General features: G+C 68.9%; 20 protein-coding genes. 16 read left to right on the top strand and 4 right to left on the bottom strand.

Going from position 1 to position 18,592, the window contains the following annotated elements:
- Positions 1-344: 344 nt before the first annotated feature.
- From BWR60_RS26925 to BWR60_RS37275, 9 genes are all read left to right on the top strand, one after another.
- The gene (locus BWR60_RS26925) at positions 345-902 is read left to right on the top strand and encodes a hypothetical protein (RefSeq protein ID WP_088154803.1); all 558 of its coding nucleotides are present in this window, start codon (positions 345-347) and stop codon (positions 900-902) included.
- Between the two features lie 131 nt (positions 903-1,033).
- Positions 1,034-2,092, top strand: a complete 1,059-nt coding sequence (locus BWR60_RS26920; protein ID WP_088154801.1) for an ABC transporter ATP-binding protein — start codon at positions 1,034-1,036, stop codon at positions 2,090-2,092.
- Positions 2,093-2,144: 52 nt separating this feature from the next.
- Complete coding sequence (locus BWR60_RS26915; protein WP_088154799.1) at positions 2,145-3,461, top strand: ABC transporter substrate-binding protein; 1,317 nt, start codon at positions 2,145-2,147, stop codon at positions 3,459-3,461.
- A gap of 184 nt (positions 3,462-3,645) precedes the next feature.
- The gene (locus tag BWR60_RS26910) at positions 3,646-4,422 is read left to right on the top strand and encodes a pentapeptide repeat-containing protein (RefSeq protein ID WP_179221963.1); all 777 of its coding nucleotides are present in this window, start codon (positions 3,646-3,648) and stop codon (positions 4,420-4,422) included.
- Positions 4,423-4,500: 78 nt separating this feature from the next.
- A complete protein-coding gene (locus tag BWR60_RS26905) occupies positions 4,501-5,445 on the top strand; it encodes a carbohydrate ABC transporter permease (protein ID WP_088154795.1) in 945 nt (314 codons plus the stop codon).
- Complete coding sequence (locus tag BWR60_RS26900; protein WP_088154793.1) at positions 5,445-6,329, top strand: carbohydrate ABC transporter permease; 885 nt, start codon at positions 5,445-5,447, stop codon at positions 6,327-6,329. Before BWR60_RS26905 ends, BWR60_RS26900 begins: the two co-directional genes overlap by 1 nt.
- Before the next feature lie 23 nt (positions 6,330-6,352).
- Positions 6,353-7,249 carry an alpha/beta fold hydrolase gene (locus BWR60_RS26895; protein WP_088154791.1) on the top strand — a complete coding sequence of 299 codons (897 nt, stop codon included), beginning with the start codon at positions 6,353-6,355 and terminating at the stop codon, positions 7,247-7,249.
- A gap of 191 nt (positions 7,250-7,440) precedes the next feature.
- Positions 7,441-8,019, top strand: a complete 579-nt coding sequence (locus BWR60_RS26890) for a TetR/AcrR family transcriptional regulator (protein ID WP_088154789.1) — start codon at positions 7,441-7,443, stop codon at positions 8,017-8,019.
- A gap of 42 nt (positions 8,020-8,061) precedes the next feature.
- Positions 8,062-8,214 carry a hypothetical protein gene (locus BWR60_RS37275; protein WP_179221962.1) on the top strand — a complete coding sequence of 51 codons (153 nt, stop codon included), beginning with the start codon at positions 8,062-8,064 and terminating at the stop codon, positions 8,212-8,214.
- A 127-nt stretch (positions 8,215-8,341) separates the two neighbouring features.
- On the opposite strand, the gene BWR60_RS26885 is transcribed toward BWR60_RS37275, so the two are convergent.
- The 3 genes from BWR60_RS26885 to BWR60_RS26875 all read right to left on the bottom strand — a co-directional run bounded on the left by BWR60_RS26885 (position 8,342) and on the right by BWR60_RS26875 (position 11,185).
- Complete coding sequence (locus tag BWR60_RS26885) at positions 8,342-9,115, bottom strand: DsbA family protein (RefSeq protein WP_088154787.1); 774 nt, start codon at positions 9,113-9,115, stop codon at positions 8,342-8,344.
- Positions 9,116-9,203: 88 nt separating this feature from the next.
- Positions 9,204-9,800: a DsbA family protein gene (locus BWR60_RS26880; protein ID WP_088154785.1), complete on the bottom strand. Its 597-nt coding sequence runs from the start codon at positions 9,798-9,800 to the stop codon at positions 9,204-9,206.
- Between the two features lie 44 nt (positions 9,801-9,844).
- Positions 9,845-11,185, bottom strand: a complete 1,341-nt coding sequence (locus BWR60_RS26875) for a M48 family metalloprotease (protein WP_144445776.1) — start codon at positions 11,183-11,185, stop codon at positions 9,845-9,847.
- 105 nt (positions 11,186-11,290) lie between these two features.
- On the opposite strand from BWR60_RS26875, the gene BWR60_RS26870 reads away from it, so the two are divergent.
- Positions 11,291-12,433: an aminotransferase class I/II-fold pyridoxal phosphate-dependent enzyme gene (locus BWR60_RS26870; RefSeq protein WP_088154781.1), complete on the top strand. Its 1,143-nt coding sequence runs from the start codon at positions 11,291-11,293 to the stop codon at positions 12,431-12,433.
- A 1-nt stretch (position 12,434) separates the two neighbouring features.
- Positions 12,435-13,211: a monofunctional biosynthetic peptidoglycan transglycosylase gene (gene mtgA, locus BWR60_RS26865; protein ID WP_088154779.1), complete on the top strand. Its 777-nt coding sequence runs from the start codon at positions 12,435-12,437 to the stop codon at positions 13,209-13,211.
- Positions 13,212-13,217: 6 nt separating this feature from the next.
- Here mtgA and BWR60_RS26860 read toward each other — a convergent pair whose 3' ends face one another.
- The gene (locus BWR60_RS26860) at positions 13,218-14,060 is read right to left on the bottom strand and encodes a glycosyl hydrolase (RefSeq protein WP_179221961.1); all 843 of its coding nucleotides are present in this window, start codon (positions 14,058-14,060) and stop codon (positions 13,218-13,220) included.
- Positions 14,061-14,243: 183 nt separating this feature from the next.
- Between BWR60_RS26860 and BWR60_RS26855 the strand changes: the two genes are divergently transcribed.
- From BWR60_RS26855 to BWR60_RS26835, 5 genes are read left to right on the top strand one after another with little or no spacing between them, the layout of a single operon-like run.
- Complete coding sequence (locus tag BWR60_RS26855; protein WP_144445775.1) at positions 14,244-15,413, top strand: tripartite tricarboxylate transporter permease; 1,170 nt, start codon at positions 14,244-14,246, stop codon at positions 15,411-15,413.
- Positions 15,374-15,706, top strand: a complete 333-nt coding sequence (locus tag BWR60_RS37270; RefSeq protein ID WP_088154773.1) for a hypothetical protein — start codon at positions 15,374-15,376, stop codon at positions 15,704-15,706. The genes BWR60_RS26855 and BWR60_RS37270 overlap by 40 nt, the downstream gene beginning before the upstream one ends.
- On the top strand, positions 15,669-16,502 hold the full coding sequence (locus BWR60_RS26845; protein WP_088154771.1) for a hypothetical protein: 834 nt from the start codon (positions 15,669-15,671) through the stop codon (positions 16,500-16,502). Before BWR60_RS37270 ends, BWR60_RS26845 begins: the two co-directional genes overlap by 38 nt.
- Positions 16,499-17,560, top strand: a complete 1,062-nt coding sequence (locus BWR60_RS26840; protein WP_088154769.1) for a hypothetical protein — start codon at positions 16,499-16,501, stop codon at positions 17,558-17,560. Before BWR60_RS26845 ends, BWR60_RS26840 begins: the two co-directional genes overlap by 4 nt.
- Positions 17,557-18,588, top strand: coding sequence for an OmpA/MotB family protein (locus tag BWR60_RS26835; RefSeq protein ID WP_144445774.1), 1,032 nt, complete (start codon positions 17,557-17,559; stop codon positions 18,586-18,588). The genes BWR60_RS26840 and BWR60_RS26835 overlap by 4 nt, the downstream gene beginning before the upstream one ends.
- Positions 18,589-18,592 lie beyond the last annotated feature (4 nt).

Genomic DNA, 18,592 nt, shown 5'->3' with positions numbered 1-18,592 from the left:
GGGCCGCGCGGGCCGGGGCTGCCGCCAGCGCGGCGGCGCCGCCGGCCGCGGCCAGCCCCATCAGGAAACTCCGGCGATCAAGGGCGTTCAGCATGGTCTCCCTCCATTGGCAGGGCGCCTCCGGCCGATTCCGGAGAGGCGCTCGATCAGTTCCGTATAAGGATGGGTATCGAATCGATAATTGTGTATTCGTTATAGCTAGAAAATTGGTTTCATGAATACATTGTAATCAACAATCCGGGCCGTCGCATCACTCGCCGGCTCCGGCGGGCCGTGGGTACCGGCTCTTCCCGGCCGCGCCTGACACGGCTTAGGCTGTCGAAATCACTGGCGCCCATGGGACCATGCTCCGGACAACCCTCGCCAATTTCCTGATGACGGGCCGGGCAGGGGCCATCGGCGAAGGCTCGACCCGGGCGGAGGTGTGGCGGGTGTTCGGCCGGCCGGGCGCCTGGCTTTGGCGCGAGCCGCAGAGAGCATCGGCCTGCTGGTGGTACGGATCCCTGGAGATCGGCTTCGACGGCCGCACCGGCCCGCTCGATCGGATCGGCTATATCCAGATCGAGAGCCGGGACAGTCACGGCCGGTTCGGCGGTGACCGGCGCGTTCGTCTTCACGACGGCGGCTTCCGGGCGGCGGTCGCGGACCGGGCGGGCCTGAAGCGCTTCGCCCGGCGGCACGGCATCCCGCTGATCCCGGTCCACACCCAACGGCATGGCGAAGGGTTCCTGGCCCCCGGCGGGGTTACCGTCTGGTTCGCCGACGACCCGCCGTCGGACATTTCACCCGACGGGACCTTCATCACCGAGCGGCTCGACCTGTGCAGCCCGCTGGCGATTCCGGCGCCGACCGGCTTCCTCCGCCGCTGTCGCGGGCAGGCACTACGGCGGCCGGCATCGTGAGGCATTGATACCGGTATCAGATTTGTATGACCAAAGCGCCGATTCCGTTTGACCCATACGGGCCATCGGCTACCCTCTCCGGCAACGATCGGCGGCCAGGATGCCTCCGGCAGCGCTCAAAGGGAGGGGGAATGGCCTCGGTCTCGATCCGTGGTGTCACCAAGAGCTTCGGCACCGTTCCGATCATCCATGGCGTCGACATCGAGATCGGCGACCATGAGTTCGTGGCGCTGGTCGGCCCCTCTGGCTGCGGCAAATCCACCCTCTTGCGCATGATCGCGGGGCTGGAGCGGATCACCGGCGGCGACATCTCCATCGCCGGCCGCCGCATCAACGATGTCGCGCCGAAGGAGCGGGACATCGCCATGGTGTTCCAGAACTACGCGCTCTACCCGCATATGACGGTGCGGGACAACATGGCCTTCGCCCTGATGCTGGCCAAGACCGACAAGGCCGAGATCGACCGGCTGGTCGGCGACGCCGCCGGCATCCTCGGCCTGTCGGCGCTGCTGGACCGCTATCCGCGGCAGCTGTCCGGCGGCCAGCGCCAGCGCGTCGCCATGGGCCGCGCCATCGTGCGCAACCCGCAGGTGTTCCTGTTCGACGAGCCGCTGTCGAACCTGGACGCCAAGCTGCGGGTGCAGATGCGCACCGAGATCAAGCTGCTGCACCAGCGGCTGAAGACCACGTCGATCTACGTCACCCATGACCAGGTCGAGGCCATGACCATGGCCGATCAGATCGTGGTGATGCGCGACGGGCGGGTGGAGCAGGCGGGGGCGCCGCTGCACCTCTATGATCACCCGGCCAATGTCTTCGTCGCCGGCTTCATCGGCTCGCCGGCCATGAACTTCATCGACGGCACGGTGGCCGATGGCGGCGTCCGCGCCGGCGACGGCACGCTGCTGCCGCTGCCGCCGAACGCCCCGGTCGCGGCCGGGCAGAAGGTGCGCTACGGCGTGCGGCCGTCGCATCTGCGCGTCGCCGCCGACGGCGCCGGGCTGCCGACAGCGGTCGAGGTGATGGAGCCGACCGGCGACGACACCTTCGTCTATGGCCGCATGGCGGGGCAGGAGATCTGCGCCATGTTCAACGAGCGCCAGGGCTTCGGCCCCGGCGACACCATCCGGCTGCAGCCGGATGTGGGCCGGGTCCACCTGTTCGACGCGGAGACCGAACGCCGTCTCTGACGGCGACCTTTCAGACAGCGATTTTCAAGCAAAGACAGACGGGAGAGGAAACATGGCTGAGTTCACGCGGCGCGGCATTCTGAAGACCGGGGCCGGGCTGGCCGCGGCCGGCGCCATCGGTTCGGGCGGCCTGATCCGCCCGGCCTATGCCCAGGACCTGTCCTACACGCCCGAGCAGGGCGCGTCGCTGCGGGTGCTGCGCTGGGCCAAGTTCGTCCAGGGCGACGAGAACCAATGGCTGGCCAACACCAAGGCGTTCAGCGACAAATACGGCGTCCCGGTGCGGGTCGACAGCGAGGGCTGGGAGGACATCCGGCCGAAGGCGGCGGTGGCCGCCAATGTCGGCAGCGGGCCCGACATCGTGCTGGTCTGGTTCGACGACGCCCAGCTGTATCCCGACAAGCTGCTGGACGTCACCGAGCTGGCCAACTATCTCGGCAACAAGTATGGCGGCTGGTACGAGGGGCTGCAGGGCTATGCCCAGCGCGACGGCAAGTTCATCGGCCTGCCGCTGGCCACCATCGGCAACGCCATCTGCTACCGCGAGAGCTGGGTCAAGCAGGCCGGCTTCAACGAGTTCCCGAAGGACACCGACGGCTTCCTGGCGCTGTGCCGCAAGCTGAAGGAGATCGGCCACCCGGCCGGCTTCACCCTCGGCAACGGCGTCGGCGACGGCAACAATTTCGGCCATTGGATCATGTGGAGCCATGGCGGCAAGATGGTCGACGAGCAGGGCAACGTCACCGTCAACAGCCCGGAGACGATCGCCGGGCTGAAATACGCGGCCGAGCTCTACAAGACCTTCATCCCCGGCACCGAGGCCTGGCTGGACACCAACAACAACCGGGCCTTCCTGGCCGGCGAGATCGGCATGACCGCCAACGGCGTGTCGCTGTACTACGCCGCCAAGAACGACCCGAACCTGCAGGAGATGGCCAAGGACATCCGCTGCGTGCCGCTGCCGATCGGCCCGGTCGGCCAGTCGGTCGAGCTGTGCCAGACCACCACGGCCGTCGCGTTCAACTATACGAAGTACCCGAACGCGGCGAAGGAGTACCTGCGCTTCATGTGGGAGAAGGAGCAGTTCTTCCCCTGGATGGAGGCGTCGAGCGGCTATTGCTGCCAGCCGCTGAAGGGCTATGCCGACCACCCGGTGTGGAAGGCGGACCCGAACAACGCCGCCTATGCCGGCGCCTCGGCCCGGCTGCGCCCGAACGGCTATGCCGGCCCGCTGGGCTATGCCTCGGCCGCGGTGATGGCGGACTACATCGTCGTCAACATGGTGGCCGAGGCCGCCACCGGCCAGCGCACGCCGGAGGAGGCCGCCGCGCGGGCCCAGAAGCGGGCCGAGCGGTATTATCGGGTGTAGGCTGGTTCGCTGGATGGGCCGGGGCCACCCCCTCACCCGAAATCGCTCCGCGATTTCGACCTCTCCCCAAGGAGAGGTGAATTTTCCCTCTCCTCGGGGAGAGGGAGGGGCCCGACGCCGCAGGCGGCGGGAGGGTGAGGGGGCTCGCGCCGCCCGGTGCGGTTCTCCGGCAGGGAGATCGGGCATGGCGTTCGGCTGTCGGATCCTGCTGGCGGTGCTGTTCGCCGCCCTGGCTGCGCCGGGCTGGGGCGCCGACCTGACGCGGGACCAGGTGGTCGCGGCCTTGGCCCGCGCCACCCCGGCCGTGCCGGCCGATTTCTCCGGCAAGTCGCTGGAGAAGGTCGATCTCAGCCGGCTCGACCTGTCCGGGGCGAAGTTCGCCGGCGCCGACCTGTTCGCGGCCAAGCTGGAGGACAGCAACCTGACCGGGGCCGACCTGACCGGCGCCAATCTCGGCCTGGCCTGGGTGATCCGGGCGAACTTCACCGGGGCCGACCTGTCCCGGGCGAATGTCCAGGGGCTGGTCGTCGCCTCCGGCCTGCAGACCAACGCGGCCGAGGCGCCGGTCTTCCTGCGGACGAAGTTCGCCGGGGCGCGGGTGATCGCCCGCTTCGGCGGCTTCGACCTGCGCGGGGCCGACTTCACCGGGGCCAGGCTGGCGGTCGACATGCGCAACCAGTCGATGGGGATCCTGCGGGCCGATTTCTCCGGCGCCAGGCTGGAGGGGGCCAGTTTCGCCGGAGCCGATCTCGGCCGCGCCTGGTTCCGCTTCGCCAAGCTGCAGGGCGCGCGCTTCACCGGCGCCAACCTGCTGCATGTCGACTTCTCCGGCGCCGATCTGACCGGGGCGGACCTCACCGGCGCCGACGCTACCGGGGCGGATTTCGGCGGGGCGGTCCTGGCCGGCGCCGTCGGGCTCGACACCGTCAAGGGGCTCGACCCCGCCATCCCGCGCCGGTAGCGGGACGATCAATTTCAGCGCGGCCCAAAGGCCGCAGCCGGAGGCCCGCAGAGGGCACGCGGCACGAGTGGAGGACAGATGTCGACGATCGCGCAGCGAAGATCGCCGCCCCCGGCCCCGTCCTGGATGGCGCGGATGATGGAGAGCCGCAACGCGCTGGGGCTGGCCTTCCTGCTGCCGGCCGCGGTGATCCTGCTGCTGTTCCTGACCTATCCGCTGGGCCTCGGCGTCTATCTCGGCTTCACCGACACGCGGTTGGGGCGCCCCGGCATCTGGATCGGCACCGAGAACTACGAGTTCCTGTTCGACGACCCGATCTTCTGGCTGTCGGTGTTCAACACCATCCTCTATACGACCGTCGCCAGCCTGTTCAAATTCGTGCTCGGCCTGTGGCTGGCGCTGCTCTTGAACCGGCACCTGCCGTTCAAGGCCTTCCTGCGCGCCATCGTGCTGCTGCCCTGGGTGGTGCCGACCGTGCTGTCCGGCATCGCCTTCTGGTGGATCTTCGACGCCCAGTTCTCGGTGATCTCCTGGGCGCTGATCAAGCTCGGGCTGATCGACACGCCGATCAACTTCCTGGGCGACGTCGCCAACGCCCGCGCCTCGGTGATCGCCGCCAACATCTGGCGCGGCATTCCCTTCGTCGCCATCACCCTGCTGGCCGGGCTGCAGACCATCCCGCAATCGCTGTACGAGGCGGCGGTGCTGGACGGCGCCAGCAACTGGCAGCGCTTCCGCTGGATCACCCTGCCGATGCTGTCGCCGATCATCGCCGTGGTGATGACCTTCTCGGTGCTGTTCACCTTCACCGACTTCCAGCTGATCTATGTGCTGACCCGCGGCGGCCCGCTGAACGCGACCCATCTGATGGCGACGCTGTCGTTCCAGCGCGCCATCCCCGGCGGCCAGCTGGGGGAGGGGGCGGCGATCGCCTCGGCCATGATCCCGTTCCTGCTGGCGGCGGTGATGTTCAGCTATTTCGGCCTGCAGCGGCAGCGCTGGCAGCAGGGAGGGCGCGACTGATGGCCGTGAAACAGGACGCCGTCGCCGACGATGGCGGCATGGGCTATCTCGAGAAGCTGCCGCGCCGGGTGGTAACGGTCTACCTGCCGCTCGCCGTGTTCGTCTTCGTGCTGCTGTTCCCCTTCTACTGGATGGGGATCACCTCGGTGAAGTCGAATGCCGAACTGTACAACTACAAGGATTTCAACCCGCTCTGGGTGGCGGAGCCGACGCTGCGGCACATCCGCTTCCTGCTGTTCGAGACCTCGTACCCGGCCTGGCTGTGGAACACGATGGTGATCGCCGCCGCGTCCACCCTGCTGGCGCTGGTCTGCTCCGTCCTCGCCGCCTATGCGATCGAGCGGCTGCGCTTCACCGGGGCGCGCTTCGTCGGCCTCGCCATCTTCCTGGCCTATCTGGTGCCGCCCTCGATCCTGTTCATCCCGCTGGCGGTGCAGCTCGGCCAGCTCGGCCTCTTGAACAGCCAATGGGCGCTGATCCTGACCTACCCGACCTTCCTGGTGCCGTTCTGCACCTGGCTGCTGATGGGCTATTTCCGCTCGATCCCGTTCGAGCTGGAGGAATGCGCCATCATCGACGGCGCCTCGCGGCTGCAGATCCTGCGCCGGATCACCCTGCCGCTGGCCGTGCCCGGCCTGATCTCGGCCGGGATCTTCGCCTTCACCCTGTCCTGGAACGAGTTCATCTACGCCCTGACCTTCATCTCGGATTCCGAGCGCAAGACCGTGCCGGTCGGGGTCTTGACCGAGCTGGTGCAGGGCGACACCTACCAATGGGGCGCGCTGATGGCCGGCGCCCTGCTGGGCTCGCTGCCCGTGGTGCTGCTCTATTCCTTCTTCGTCGAGCACTACGTCTCCAGCATGACCGGCGCCGTGAAGGAGTGACCCCGGAACCAGGGAGAGGAGCCATGACGACCCGGTCCGCGTCCGTCGACACCCCGCTGCTGCGCGTCGCCTACGAGGATTCGGGACCGGATGGCGGGCCGCCGCTGGTGCTGCTGCATGGCTGGCCGGACCATCTCCGCGGCTGGGACCGGGTGCTGCCGGCGCTGCACGAGGCCGGGCTCCGCACCCTGGTGCCGAATCTCCGCGGCTTCGGCGGCACCGCCTTCCGCGATCCCGGCACCATGCGCTCGGGCCAGCTCTCGGCGCTGGGGCAGGATCTGCTCGATTTCGCCGCCGCGCTCGGCCTCGACCGCTTCGCCGTGGTCGGGCACGACTGGGGCGCCCGGGCGGCCTACATCGCCAGCGCCCTGGCGCCGCAGCGTGTGTCGCACTGCATCGCCATGTCGGTCGGCTGGGGCACCAACGCGCCGGACCAGCCGCTCGCGCTGAACCAGGTCCAGAACTACTGGTACCACTGGTATATGGCACTCGACCGCGGTGCCGACCTGGTGCGCAGCGACCGCCGCGGCTTCACCCGCCACATCTGGCGGATCTGGACGCCGGGCTGGGAGCTGTCCGACGCGGAGTTCGAGGAGACGGCCGCGGCCTTCGACAACCCGGACTGGGCCGAGGTGGTGCTGCACTCCTACCGGGTGCGCTGGGGCCTGGCGCCGCGCGACCCGCGCTATGACGCGCTGGAGGCCCGGCTGGCCGGGAGCCCGGAGATCGACGTGCCGACGCTGGTCCTGCACGGCGGCTCCGACCCCTGCAACGACCCCTCGACCTCGGCCGGGAAGGAAAGGTTCTTCCGCGGCCGCTACGAGCGCGACGTGCTGCCCGGCATCGGCCATTTCCCCCAGCGCGAGGCCCCGAACGCGGTGATCGAGGCGATCCTGCGATTCCTCGCCGCCGAGGGCTGATCCGGGCGCCTGAGGGCTTTTCGGCCCAAAACCGTCATTGCGAGGAGGCGAAGCCGACGAAGCAATCCAGGGCGGCTCGCATCGGCCCCCGGATTGTTTCGCTGCGCTCGCAGACGGTATGAGCGGGCATTGACATCTCTGGCCGCCTCGCCATAAGTTAGTTAACGATTACTAACTTCGTGAGTCGCGAGATGGCCGGGAAGGGCAGGGACACCAAGGCGCGGATGGAGGAGGCGGCCATCCGCCTGTTCGCCGAGCGCGGGGTCGAGGGCACCTCGGTGCGCGACATCGCCGCCGCGGTGGGCGTCACCGAGGCGGCGCTGTACCGCCACCTGACCTCGAAGGACGAGTTCGTGGCCGGGCTGTTCGCCGACCGCTATGTCCAGCTCGGCCGCCAAGTCCATGCGGCGCAGGCGGGGCTGACCGGCTTCGCCGCGCGGATGCGGGCGATGGTGGCGGCCTGCTGCGAGTTGCACGACCGCGACCCGGCGCTGTTCCGCTTCCTGCTGATCGTCCAGCACCGGGCGCTGCCCAGCCTGGCGGTGGGCGAGCCCAACCCCGGCGACGTCATCGGCGCCGTGGTCGCCGACGGCATCCGCGAGGGCGCCGTCACCGTCGCCGATCCTCGCCTCGCCACCGCCATTGCCTTCGGCTGCGTGCTGCAGCCGGCGGTGTTCCTGCTCTACGGCCGGCTCGAAGGCGGCCTGACCGACCGCGCGCCGGAGATCGCCGGCGCCATCCTGCGGGCACTCGGCGGCTCCGCCGCCTGACCGCCCGCGCCCACCCATCCGTCTCAGCGCATGGAGACGTCTATGATCGACCCGATCGTGTTCCTGCTGATGATCGCCGCCATGATCTGGCTCGGCGTGCAGGTCCTGACCCAGCGCAGCGCCATCCGCGACCTGGAATCGCGGCTCGACCTGATCGATGACGAGGTGCCAACGGTCGGACGTCGCGGATCGTGACCCGGCACATTAGATCGTCATGGCGAGCCCCGGAGGGGCGTGGCCATCCAGGGCGGCTGGCATCGGCCCCTGGATGGCCACGTCGCTGCGCTCCTCGCCATGACGGTTTTGAAAATCGAACAGGCGCTCAGCCCGCCCGGTCCTTGTCGATCTGGCTCTTCAGCGCGTCGAAGCCGACGGCGCCGGGGATGATCTGGTCGTTGATGACGAAGGCCGGCGTGCCCTGCACGCCCAGCGCCTGGGCCAGGTCCATGTTGGCCCGCAGCTCCGCCACCACCGACGGGTCGTTCATGTCCTGCTTGACCTTGTCGATATCGAGCCCGACCTGCTTGGCGGTCTCGAAGATGACGTCGTCGGTCAGCTGGCCCTTGAAGCCCATCAGCTTGGTGTGGAACTCGAGATACTTGCCCTGCTTCTGCGCCGCCAGCGAGACGCGGGCCGCGGTCACCGAGGCGGGGCCGAGGATCGGGAACTCCTTCAGCACCACCTTGAGCCCGCTGTCGGCCTTCATCAGCCGCTCCAGGTCGGGCTGGGAGCGCTTGCAGTAGCCGCATTGGTAGTCGAAGAACTCGACCAGCGTGACGTCGCCCTGGGCGTTGCCGATCACCGGCGAGGAGGCGCTGCGGAAGATCTCGTCCGCCCGGCTGGTCAGGGTCTTGGACTGGGCCGAGCGCTCCTCCTCGTCCTTCTTGGCCTGGTAGGCGTCCAGCGCCTCGACCACGATTTCCGGATGGGCGCGGATGTAGTCGCGCACGACCTGCTCGATCGCCTCCTTCTGGGCCGGGTCGACCGCGGGGGTGCTCTGGGCCGGGGCCGGCGACTGCTGCGCCCAGGTCGACGGCGATGCCACCGCCACCGCGGCGAGGACGGCCAGGCTGGCAAGGCGGCTGGGGCGGAGCATCGGGGTATCCTTTCGCTGACGCATGGCTCTCATAGGGTCTTTTCGCGGGATCGCGGTCCCGGGTCACGCTCTTTCGTGCCGGATTCCGTCATTTTCGCGCGCGGGCCTGATCGATCTGGGCCTTCAGCACATCATAGCCCACCGCATCATAGTTCTCGCTGTGCGGCACCATGCGGCCATTGACCACATAGGCTGGCGCGCCCTCGATGCCCAGCGATTTGGTCAGGGCGGCGACCGATTGCAGCTCCGCCGTCACCGCCGGGTCCTGCATGTCGCGCTTCAGCCGGTCGACATCGAGGCCGACCTGCCGCGCCATGGAGAACACCAGGTCATCGCTGAGCCGGCCCTTGAAGCGCATCAGGGTCGTGTGGAAGGCGGCGTAGCGCCCCTGCTTCTGCGACGCCAGCGCGGCGCGGGCGGCGGTCACCGACACCGGGCCGAGGAAGGCGAATTCCTTCAGCTCGATACGCAGCCCGGTGTCCTCCTGCAGCAGCCGCTCGATCGTCGGCTGCGACCGTTTGCAGTCGACGCATTGGTAGTCGGAGAACTCCAGGATGGTGACGTCGCCGCGCGGATTGCCCAGCACCGGCGAGGCCGGTGTCTGCGCCGCGGCCGGGGTGGCCAGCAGCACGGCGAACAGAGCGGCGCCGGCGAGCCGGCCGGCGTGACGCAGAATGGCGTTCATCGAATCTCCCCCTCCGATGGTGAAATCGCGGTCTGAAATCCGTCTCAGCCGGGCTTGTCCTCGGCCTCGCGCTGCAGGTCCTGGGCCCGGCGCCAGCCGGGCGAGCCGCGCGGTAGCAGCTGCAGCGCCCGGTCGACCTGGGCCCGCGCGTTCGGCTTGTCGCCGCGGGCGAGGTTGTCCTCGGCCAGGGCCAGCGCGGCATTGCCCATGTCGCCGACCTTGCCATAGGCGGTGCCCAGCAGGCGCCAGACGATCGGCGGCGTCTTCTCCGGGTCGACGCTGGCGCGCTGCAGGTCGCGGATGGCGCTGCGCAGCTCGGTATCCGAGCCGCGGTCGATCTTGGTCTGCGCCAGCGGGATCAGCAGCAGCGGCTCGCCCGGCAGCAGCGCCAAGGCGCGTTCGTAATAGGGGCGGGCCTCGGTCAGCCGCCCGGTCTCCAGCAGGATCTGGCCGCGCAGCTCGAGGAAATAGGGGTTGCGCGGCTCGGCCTTGATCAACGCGTCGGTGCGGCCGAGCGCGTCGGGGAAGTAGTTGTTGCGGTAGGCGGCGACCGCCCGGGCATATTGCGCCGGGATGCCGGTGTCGCTTGGCGGATAGACCCGCGCCACCGCCTGGGGCTGGGTGAAGCCGAACAGCTTGGCCCGCATCCGCGCGAACATGTCGTCATAGCCCGGCGGCATGGCGCCGCCGCGCAGCGGCGACTTGTCGACCGCGTCCTGCACCGCCTCGATCCGGTCGGCGGTCAGCGGGTGGGTGCGGGTGTATTCCGAGCCGCTCGGATGCGCCAGCTCGGCATCCTGCATGCGCTTGAGGAAGCTGAGCATGCCATCGGCCGGGATGCCGGCCTGGGCCAGGAAGCGCAGCCCCGCCTGGTCGGCCGAGCTCTCGATGCCGCGGGTGAAGTTGACCATGTTCTGCCGCACCATGTCCTGGGCGGTGACGGCGCCGGCCATGGCGGCGTCGCCGCGCCCGGCCGCGGCGCCTGCGGCGGCGCCCAGCAGCGAGCCGATGGTGGCGATCAGCCTGCTGCGCTCCATCTGCTCCGAGCCGCGCACCAGATGGCCGCCGGCGATGTGCCCGGTCTCATGCGCCAGCACGGCCATCAGCTCGTCGGCGCTGTGCGCCTCCAGGATCAGCCCCGCATAGACGAAGATGTTCTGGCCGCCGGCGACGAAGGCGTTCACGTCGTCGTCATTGACCAGGAAGATGCTGACCGCCCCCGGGTTCAGCCCGGCGGCCCGGAAGATTGGCGTCAGCATCTTGTGGATGCTAGTTTCGATCTCGGCGTCGCGGACCACCGGAATGCGTTGCGCCTGGGCCGCCGCGAGGGGCCCGACGATGACCGTCGCCAGGGCCAGCACCAAGATCCGAATGATCCGTCCCAACGCTCCGCTCCCTCCGTGCCGGCGATCCGCCCGGCTGGATCATCACGCTAGAGGCCGACTGTGTCGACCCGGTGGCGCAATGCCCGTCTCGGAAGTGCCGACGCCATGAAGATCTCCCGCCGCGGCCAGGTCCCGCCCTTCATCGTCATGGATGTGATGACCGCCGCCGCCGCGCGCGAGAAGAGCCATGGCGACGTGCTGCATCTCGAGGTCGGCCAGCCCTCGACCCCGGCGCCGGCCGGCGTGCTGGCGGCGGCGCAGGCGGCGCTGACCCAGGACAAGATCGGCTACACCGTGGCGCTGGGCATCCCGCCGCTGCGCCAGGCCATCGCGTCGCATTACGGGCGAGCCTACGGCACCGCGGTGAAGCCGGAGCAGGTGGTCGTCACCACCGGCTCGTCCGGCGCCTTCCTGCTGGCCTTCCTGGCCGCCTTCGATGTCGGCGACCGGGTGGCGCTGGCGGCGCCGGGCTATCCGGCCTACCGCAACATCCTGACGGCGCTGGGCATCGAGGCGGTGGAGATCCCGGCCGGGCCGGACACCCGCTACCAGCCGACGCCGGAGCTGCTGGAGAGGTTCGGCGGCAAGCTGGACGGGCTGATCATCGCCAGCCCGGCCAACCCGACCGGCACCATGCTGTCGCCCGAGGCGCTGGCCGAGCTGACCGCCTATTGCGAGGCCAAGTCGATCCGCCTCGTCTCGGACGAGATCTATCACGGCATCACCTACGGCATGGGCACGGCGACGGCGCTGCAGACCAGCGGCAGCGCCATCATCGTCAACAGCTTCTCGAAATACTATTCGATGACCGGCTGGCGCCTGGGTTGGCTGGTGCTGCCGGAGGACCTGCTGCGGCCGGTCGAATGCCTGGCGCAGAACCTCTACATCTCGCCGCCGACCCTGTCGCAATACGCGGCCGTCGCCGCCTTCGATTGCGGCGAGGAGCTGGACCGCAACGTCGCCCGCTACGCCCGCAACCGCAGCCTGCTGCTGGACTCGCTGCCCCGCGCCGGCTTCGACCGGCTGGCCCCGGCCGATGGCGCCTTCTACCTCTATGCCGAGATCGGCCACCTGACCAACGACAGCGTCGAGTTCTGCCGCCGCATGCTGGCGGAGACCGGGGTGGCGGCGACGCCGGGCGTCGATTTCGACCCGGTGCGCGGCCACGCCACCATGCGCTTCTCCTTCGCCGGCGCGACCGAGGAGATGGAAGAGGCGGCGGCGCGGCTGCATCGCTGGCTGCGCTGAGATGGCGCGGCGGGCGTCGAGCCGGGCGGCGTCCCGCTGGCGGCTGCCGCGCCTGCCTTTGCCGCGTCTCGCCTTGCCGGGCGCTCTGGGCCGCTGGTGGGGCCGGCGACGCTGGTGGTCGAAGATCCTGTGGGGCCTGTTCGCCGTCCTGTTCCTGGCGCCGCTGGCGCTGACCGTGGTCTACCGCGTGCTGCCGGTGCCGGCGACGCCGCTGATGGTGCTGCGGCTGTTCGAGGGCGAGGGGTGGCATCGCGACTGGGTGTCGTGGAGCAATATCGCGCCGGTGATGGCCAAGGCGGCGGTGGCGGCGGAGGACAACCTGTTCTGCCGGCATGACGGCTTCGACTGGCAGTCGATGCAGAAGGCCTGGGACCGCTACCAGTCCGGCATCGGCCGGCTGCGCGGCGGCAGCACCATCTCGAACCAGACGGCGAAGAACGTCTTCCTGTGGGACGGCCGCACCTTCGTGCGCAAGGGCTTCGAGGCCTATCTGACGGTGATGATCGAGGCGCTGTGGCCGAAGCGCCGGATCATGGAGGTCTATCTCAACGTGGTCGAACTCGGCCCCGGCATCTATGGGGTGGAAGCGGCGTCGCAAGCCTATTTCGGCAAGAGCGCGGCCCAGCTGTCGGCGCGCGAGGCGTCGCTGCTGGCCGCGGTGCTGCCGAACCCGCGCGGCTGGTCGGCCGGCAGGCCGTCGCGCTATGTCGCCGGCCGCGCCGCCACCATCCAGCGCCGCATCGGCCAGCTCGGCGACCTGCTGGACTGCGTGGAGTAGGGGGCGTCACTCCCCCGCGGCGCAGGCCGGCTCGTCGGTGACCGAGCCGGCGGCGTCGCCGTCGAACTCGGCATAGATCCGGCCGAGCGGGGTCAGGGCGCCGCTGTCGTCGACCAGCCGCGAGCTGACGGTCGCCTCGCGATAGGCGCCGGCGCCCATCCAGGCATAGCGCTCGACATAGGGGCGGCGCTCCAGCTCCGGCAGCACGGTGCGCATGAAGCGTTCGGTCGCCGCGGTGCTGTAGCGGCTCTTCCGCCCGTCCCGCGCCGCCCAGTCCGAGACGGCGAATTCGGTGATCCAGATCGGCTTGCCGTAGGCGGCGTGGATGTCGTCGATCTTGCGCAGGAAGCTCTTGGCCGACGGCGCGCCGTACCAGTGGACCGCGACGAAATCGTACTCCTTGCCCTGATCCGCCATCCGCCGGGAGAAATCCTCGAACCAGGGGCCGAGCGGGTTGACCGCGGCCGGGCTGCCGATGCGGCGGGCCAGGGGCCGGATCCGATCCCAGGCGCCGACCGCCTCGTCCACCGACATGTCGGCCTGGCGCTTGCCGTCCGGTTCGTTGAAGGCCAGCAGCGCGCAGGGCTTCGCGTCCGGGCCGAGCCGGGCCACCTGCCGGTCCATATTCGCGCCGTCCGACCAGATCATCGGCACGAACTGCGCCGATCCCGCCTGCGCGATCGGCTCGGCGTTCCAGGTGTAGTACCAGCGGGCGTTCAGCTTCTGGATCGTCCCGGCCGCGCCGGCGTCCTTCTGGCCGATCGCGATCCCCTTCTTGTCGCCGGCGCCGGCGGGCGCGGCGATCGGCAAGGCGCAGAGGACAGCGCAGAAGAGGGCTGCCAGCTTCATCTCGACCTCTATGGCTGCTGTCCCGATGATCGACGGGGAAGGACCTAGCATGCCAATCCGCCACGGAAAGGCCATCCCTGACGGCGATCTCTTTCTGCTCGTGTTCGGCGCGGGGGCGGATTGACGCGTCGTCCCCGACAGGGGATATGTCTATCCATACGGTGAGCAGATTTGAGTCGGATTATGGGATCGTCCCTGAAGTCGTTGACGGCTGTCTTGAATCTGGCGCCAAGCAACATTGACGCGACGACGACCGTATTCCCGTCGATCAGCAGTGAATCGATCGCCCGGCGGCTGAACCTCGAGCGCGAGGCGGAGAGCAGGGGCAGGGAGAATTTGCCGATAACCGATGGTGCTGATCTGGATGTTGTAGAAGCCAAGATCATCGATGAAGTATCGGAGGTTCGGCGGGTCGGATTATCCGCGTATGAGAGCGAGATGCGGGTCTATGCTGACCGCATGAGCGGCCTGGATGTCGAAGGAAAGGTGTCCGAGATCGACATGTCGATCTCGGACGGGGTGTCGGCGCTGCGGGAGCGGGTCCATGTCGGTACGGATCATCTCTACCTGCAGGGCGAAAGGCTGAAGCTGCTTCGCCAGGAGCTGGAGACATTCCGCCGCCGCCATCGCCTGGACCGGACCGCCCATCAGCCGACGTCCGTCAGGCACCACATCATGCGGGCGGTGATCCTCCTGATGCTGGCCGCGGAATCGATCATCAACGGCAGCTTCTTCATGGAGTCGAACGAGCTCGGCCTGATCGGCGGCGTGTTCACCGCCTGCACGATCGCGGCGATCAACATCTTCTTCTCGTTCCTGTTCGGACGGATGACGGTCCAGATCAATCACCGGAACCCGTTCCGGAAGCTGGCCGGCCTCATCATCTTCCTCGCCTTCCTGGTGTTCGCGATCGGGTTCAACCTCTTCGTCGCGCATTTCCGGGAGGTCGCGGGCCTGGTCGGCTGGGAGGCCGCGACGCGGCAGGCGGCGGGCCAGTTCTGGGCGGATCCGCTCGGCCTGACGATCTTCAACTCCTGGATCCTCGTCCTGGTGGGCTTCGCCTTCGCCACGGTGGCCTGGATCGAGGGCTATGGCTGGGATGACCCCTATCCGGGCTTCGGCAATGTGTGGCGGCGGTGGGAGCGCTCGATCGCCGACTATGCCCATGAGAAGGAAGCCTGCTGGACGAGCTGCGCGACACCAAGGACGACGTGCTCGACACCATCAAGGCGGCGCGGGCGGATATCACCTCGCGGATCAGGAACTACCTCCAGGCGTCCGATTATCGGGATCATCTGCGGCTCGCCCTGCCGGTGTTCCTGGAGCAGACCCAGCAGGCGGCCAATTCCCTGATCGGGCGGTACCGAGAGATCAATATCCGGCACCGATCCTCTCCTCCGCCCGAATATTTCACGAGGCCCGTCGCACTCTCGACGATCCTGCCGGTGGCCGGCGAAGCCGAGGCCTCCGTCCGCCGGGCCGAGCTGGGGAAGCTCACCGAGCGGGCCGACGCCGTCCTGTCGGAGCGGACGTCGGAGCTGCTGGGGGAATTCGAGACCGCGTTCAGCGAATATGAGCGGATCGGCCGGTTTGCCAGGGGATTGAGTGATGGTCGCGAGACGCCGTCGCCCGCGGAGAAGGGGTAGCGCATCGGAGTCGGGCGGCCTGTGGAAGGCCGGCCTGATCGCGGCGGCCGCCTGCCTCCTCTTCGCCGGCGGCGCCTGGCTCTACATCGAGGCGGCGAAGGCCAACCCGAAGATCGACCCGGTGACGCTGTGCCCGTCCGGCGGCCCCGCCGGGGTGGCGGCCGTCCTGATCGACACGACGGACACGCTGTCGCCGGTGCAGCGCCTCGACGTGCTCAACAAGCTGCGTGGCCTGCGCGAGGAGCTGCCGCGCGGCTGGCTGGTCGCCATCTATCCCGTCAGGCCGGTGCCGGAGCAGCCGCCCCGGGCCTCGCTGTCGCTGTGCAATCCCGGCCGGGGGGAGGGGCTGAGCCAGCTGACGTCGAATCCCGCCCTGGTGGAGAAGCGGTGGCGCGAGGCCTTCGACACCCCGCTGCAGGACCTGCTCGGCAGCCTGGTCGCGGCGGGGCAGGGCGACGCCTCCCCGATCATGGAGACGGTCCAGTCCGTGGCCGTCGCCGAGTTCGGCGACCCCGACAAGAAGCCGCTGCCGAAGCGCCTGGTCCTGGTCTCCGACATGCTGCAGCACAGCCGCAGCTTCTCGCAATACAACGGCACCAAGACCTTCGGCGACTTCACGAAGACGGACGCCTATCGCGCGCTGAAGAGCGATCTGCGGGGCGTCGATGTGGAGATCCTGTATGTCAGCCGGGCGAACCAGGAGCGGCGCCAGACCGCGGATCACATCGCGTTCTGGACAGACTTCTTCACCGATGACGGCGCCAGCATCGAAAGAATCGTGAGGATATTCGGATGACGCACGGCCTGTCGGCGCCGCCGCGCCGAGCCTTCCAGACGCAGGTCTCCGGCGTGGCCGACAAGATCCTGTTCGGCGGCGCCTTCGTGCTGGGGGCCGGGCTGATCGTCGGCCTCAAGCTCACCGACGCCAGGCAATGGCTGATCAGCCTCGGCATCGTGGTGTGCATGCTCGGCTACGTGCTGATCTGCCTGAGCATCCAGATCGCGCAGATCCGCGAGGATATCGTCGCCGACAACGTCTACTATCTGGGCTTCCTCTACACCCTGACCAGCCTGGGGATGGCGCTGTATCAGGTGGCGTCCGTGCAGGACGACAGGCTGATCGAGGATCTGCTCTCGAATTTCGGCATCGCCCTGCTGTCCACCATCCTGGGGATCTTCCTCCGGGTCATGGTCAGCCAGATCCGGCGCGACCCGGTGGAGGTCGAGCGCGAGGCCCGTCTCGAGCTGGTCGAGGCCGCGACGCGGCTGAAGGGCGAGTTCCGGGACATCATCGTCCAGTTCAACGACTTCCGGACGGAGATGACCCAGATCCTCCGAGAGGGGGCGGAGCTGACGATCCGGCAGCAGGGCGAAGCCCTCCGCCAATACGGCGAGACGCTGGGAACGGAGATCCGTTCCGTGGCGGAGCGGGTGTCGACCGACCTGGCGGCGCCGCTGGCGAGCGGGGCCGAGGATGTCGGGCGGGCGACGGACGCGCTGCGGTCCCGCGCCGACGAGCTGGCCCAGCAGCTCTCCGCCTCCGCCGCCGAGCTGAGGAAGTCCGCCGGCTCGTTCACCAAGGCCCTGGACGACTCGTCCCGGCGCGCCGGCGCGCTGGCCGAGCGTTTCGCCGAGGAGACCGGCCGGGTGCACGGCCAGGCAGTCGATGCATCCGGCACCCTCGTCACCCAGCTGGCGCTGCTGCGGACCGATCTGGGACGGCTGCGGGACACGATGGCCCAGCAATCCGAAGCGCTGCGCGAGCTCGGGGCCCAGATCGACCAGGGGACGCAGGCGGAGGCCGGCACCGGCGGTGAGCCGGCGCCGCCCAGAGGCCGGTGGCGGCGCCCATGACCTATGACCAGTCCCGGCCGAGCCTGCCGCTGTCGGACCGCCGGTCCTATCGGCGCGGGGTGATCCTCGGCCTCACCGTGGCCGAGTTCTTCCTGCTGCTGTCCTTCGTCCTGGTCCTGTCCCTGGCGCTTTTCGCGGCACGCCAGGCCGGTGACCGGACGGCGCTGCGGGAGATGCAGCGGCTGCTCGTCGACGCCGGGTCGCAGGACAGCGTGCGGGACGTGCTCAAGCGCATCGCCGTCCTCGAGCAGGAGGTGCGCAGCCGGGACGAGAGGATCGCGGTGCTGCTGGCCGAGAAGGAGGAGGCCAGGCCGCTGCTCGACGCCACCGCCGGGATGGACAGGAAGGAGCTCGAGAACTTTGTCGAGCTGGTGCGGGGGATCGCGGCGAAGACGCGGAACGGCGAGATCACCGCCGACGACATCGCCCGGATCGCGAAGAACTCGGATCTGGTAGAGACGGTCCGCGGCATCACCGACGCCTGGGAGGATTCGAACCGCAGGATCGGGCAGGCGCTGGAGACGGAGTTCGGCAAGGACCTGTCGCGCTGGAACGCCGAGATCGATGACGACGGGTCGGTGTTCCGCTTCCTCGCTCCCGACGTGCTGTTCGACCAGGGCCGCGCCACCCTGACGCCGGCCTTCAAGGGAACGCTGGCGGATTTCTGCCCCCGCTTCCTGCGGCTGCTGGACCAGCGCCGCGACACCATCGCGGAGATCCGGATCGAGGGGCACACCTCCTCCGAATGGCGGCAGAACACCTCGTCGCGGGAGGCCTATTTCCTCAATATGGGCCTGTCCCAGGAGCGGACGCGCTCGGTGCTGGAATACTGCCTGGGGCTGGGCGACGTCGCGCCGGTCGAGGGCTGGGCCAGGCACACTCTCGTCGCCGTCGGCATGTCCTCGAGCCGGCCGGTGCTGGGCCTGGGCGACCGGGAGGATGCCGACCGGTCGCGGCGGGTGGAGTTCCGGGTCGTCACCGATGCGGAGGCCCGCATCGGCGAGATCGCCCAGCAGCTTTCGAAATAGGCCG

Origin of the sequence: Inquilinus limosus (genome assembly GCF_002195995.1) — a bacterium.
GTDB lineage: Bacteria > Pseudomonadota > Alphaproteobacteria > DSM-16000 > Inquilinaceae > Inquilinus > Inquilinus limosus_C.
This window is presented reverse-complemented; position numbering and strand designations above follow the sequence as displayed.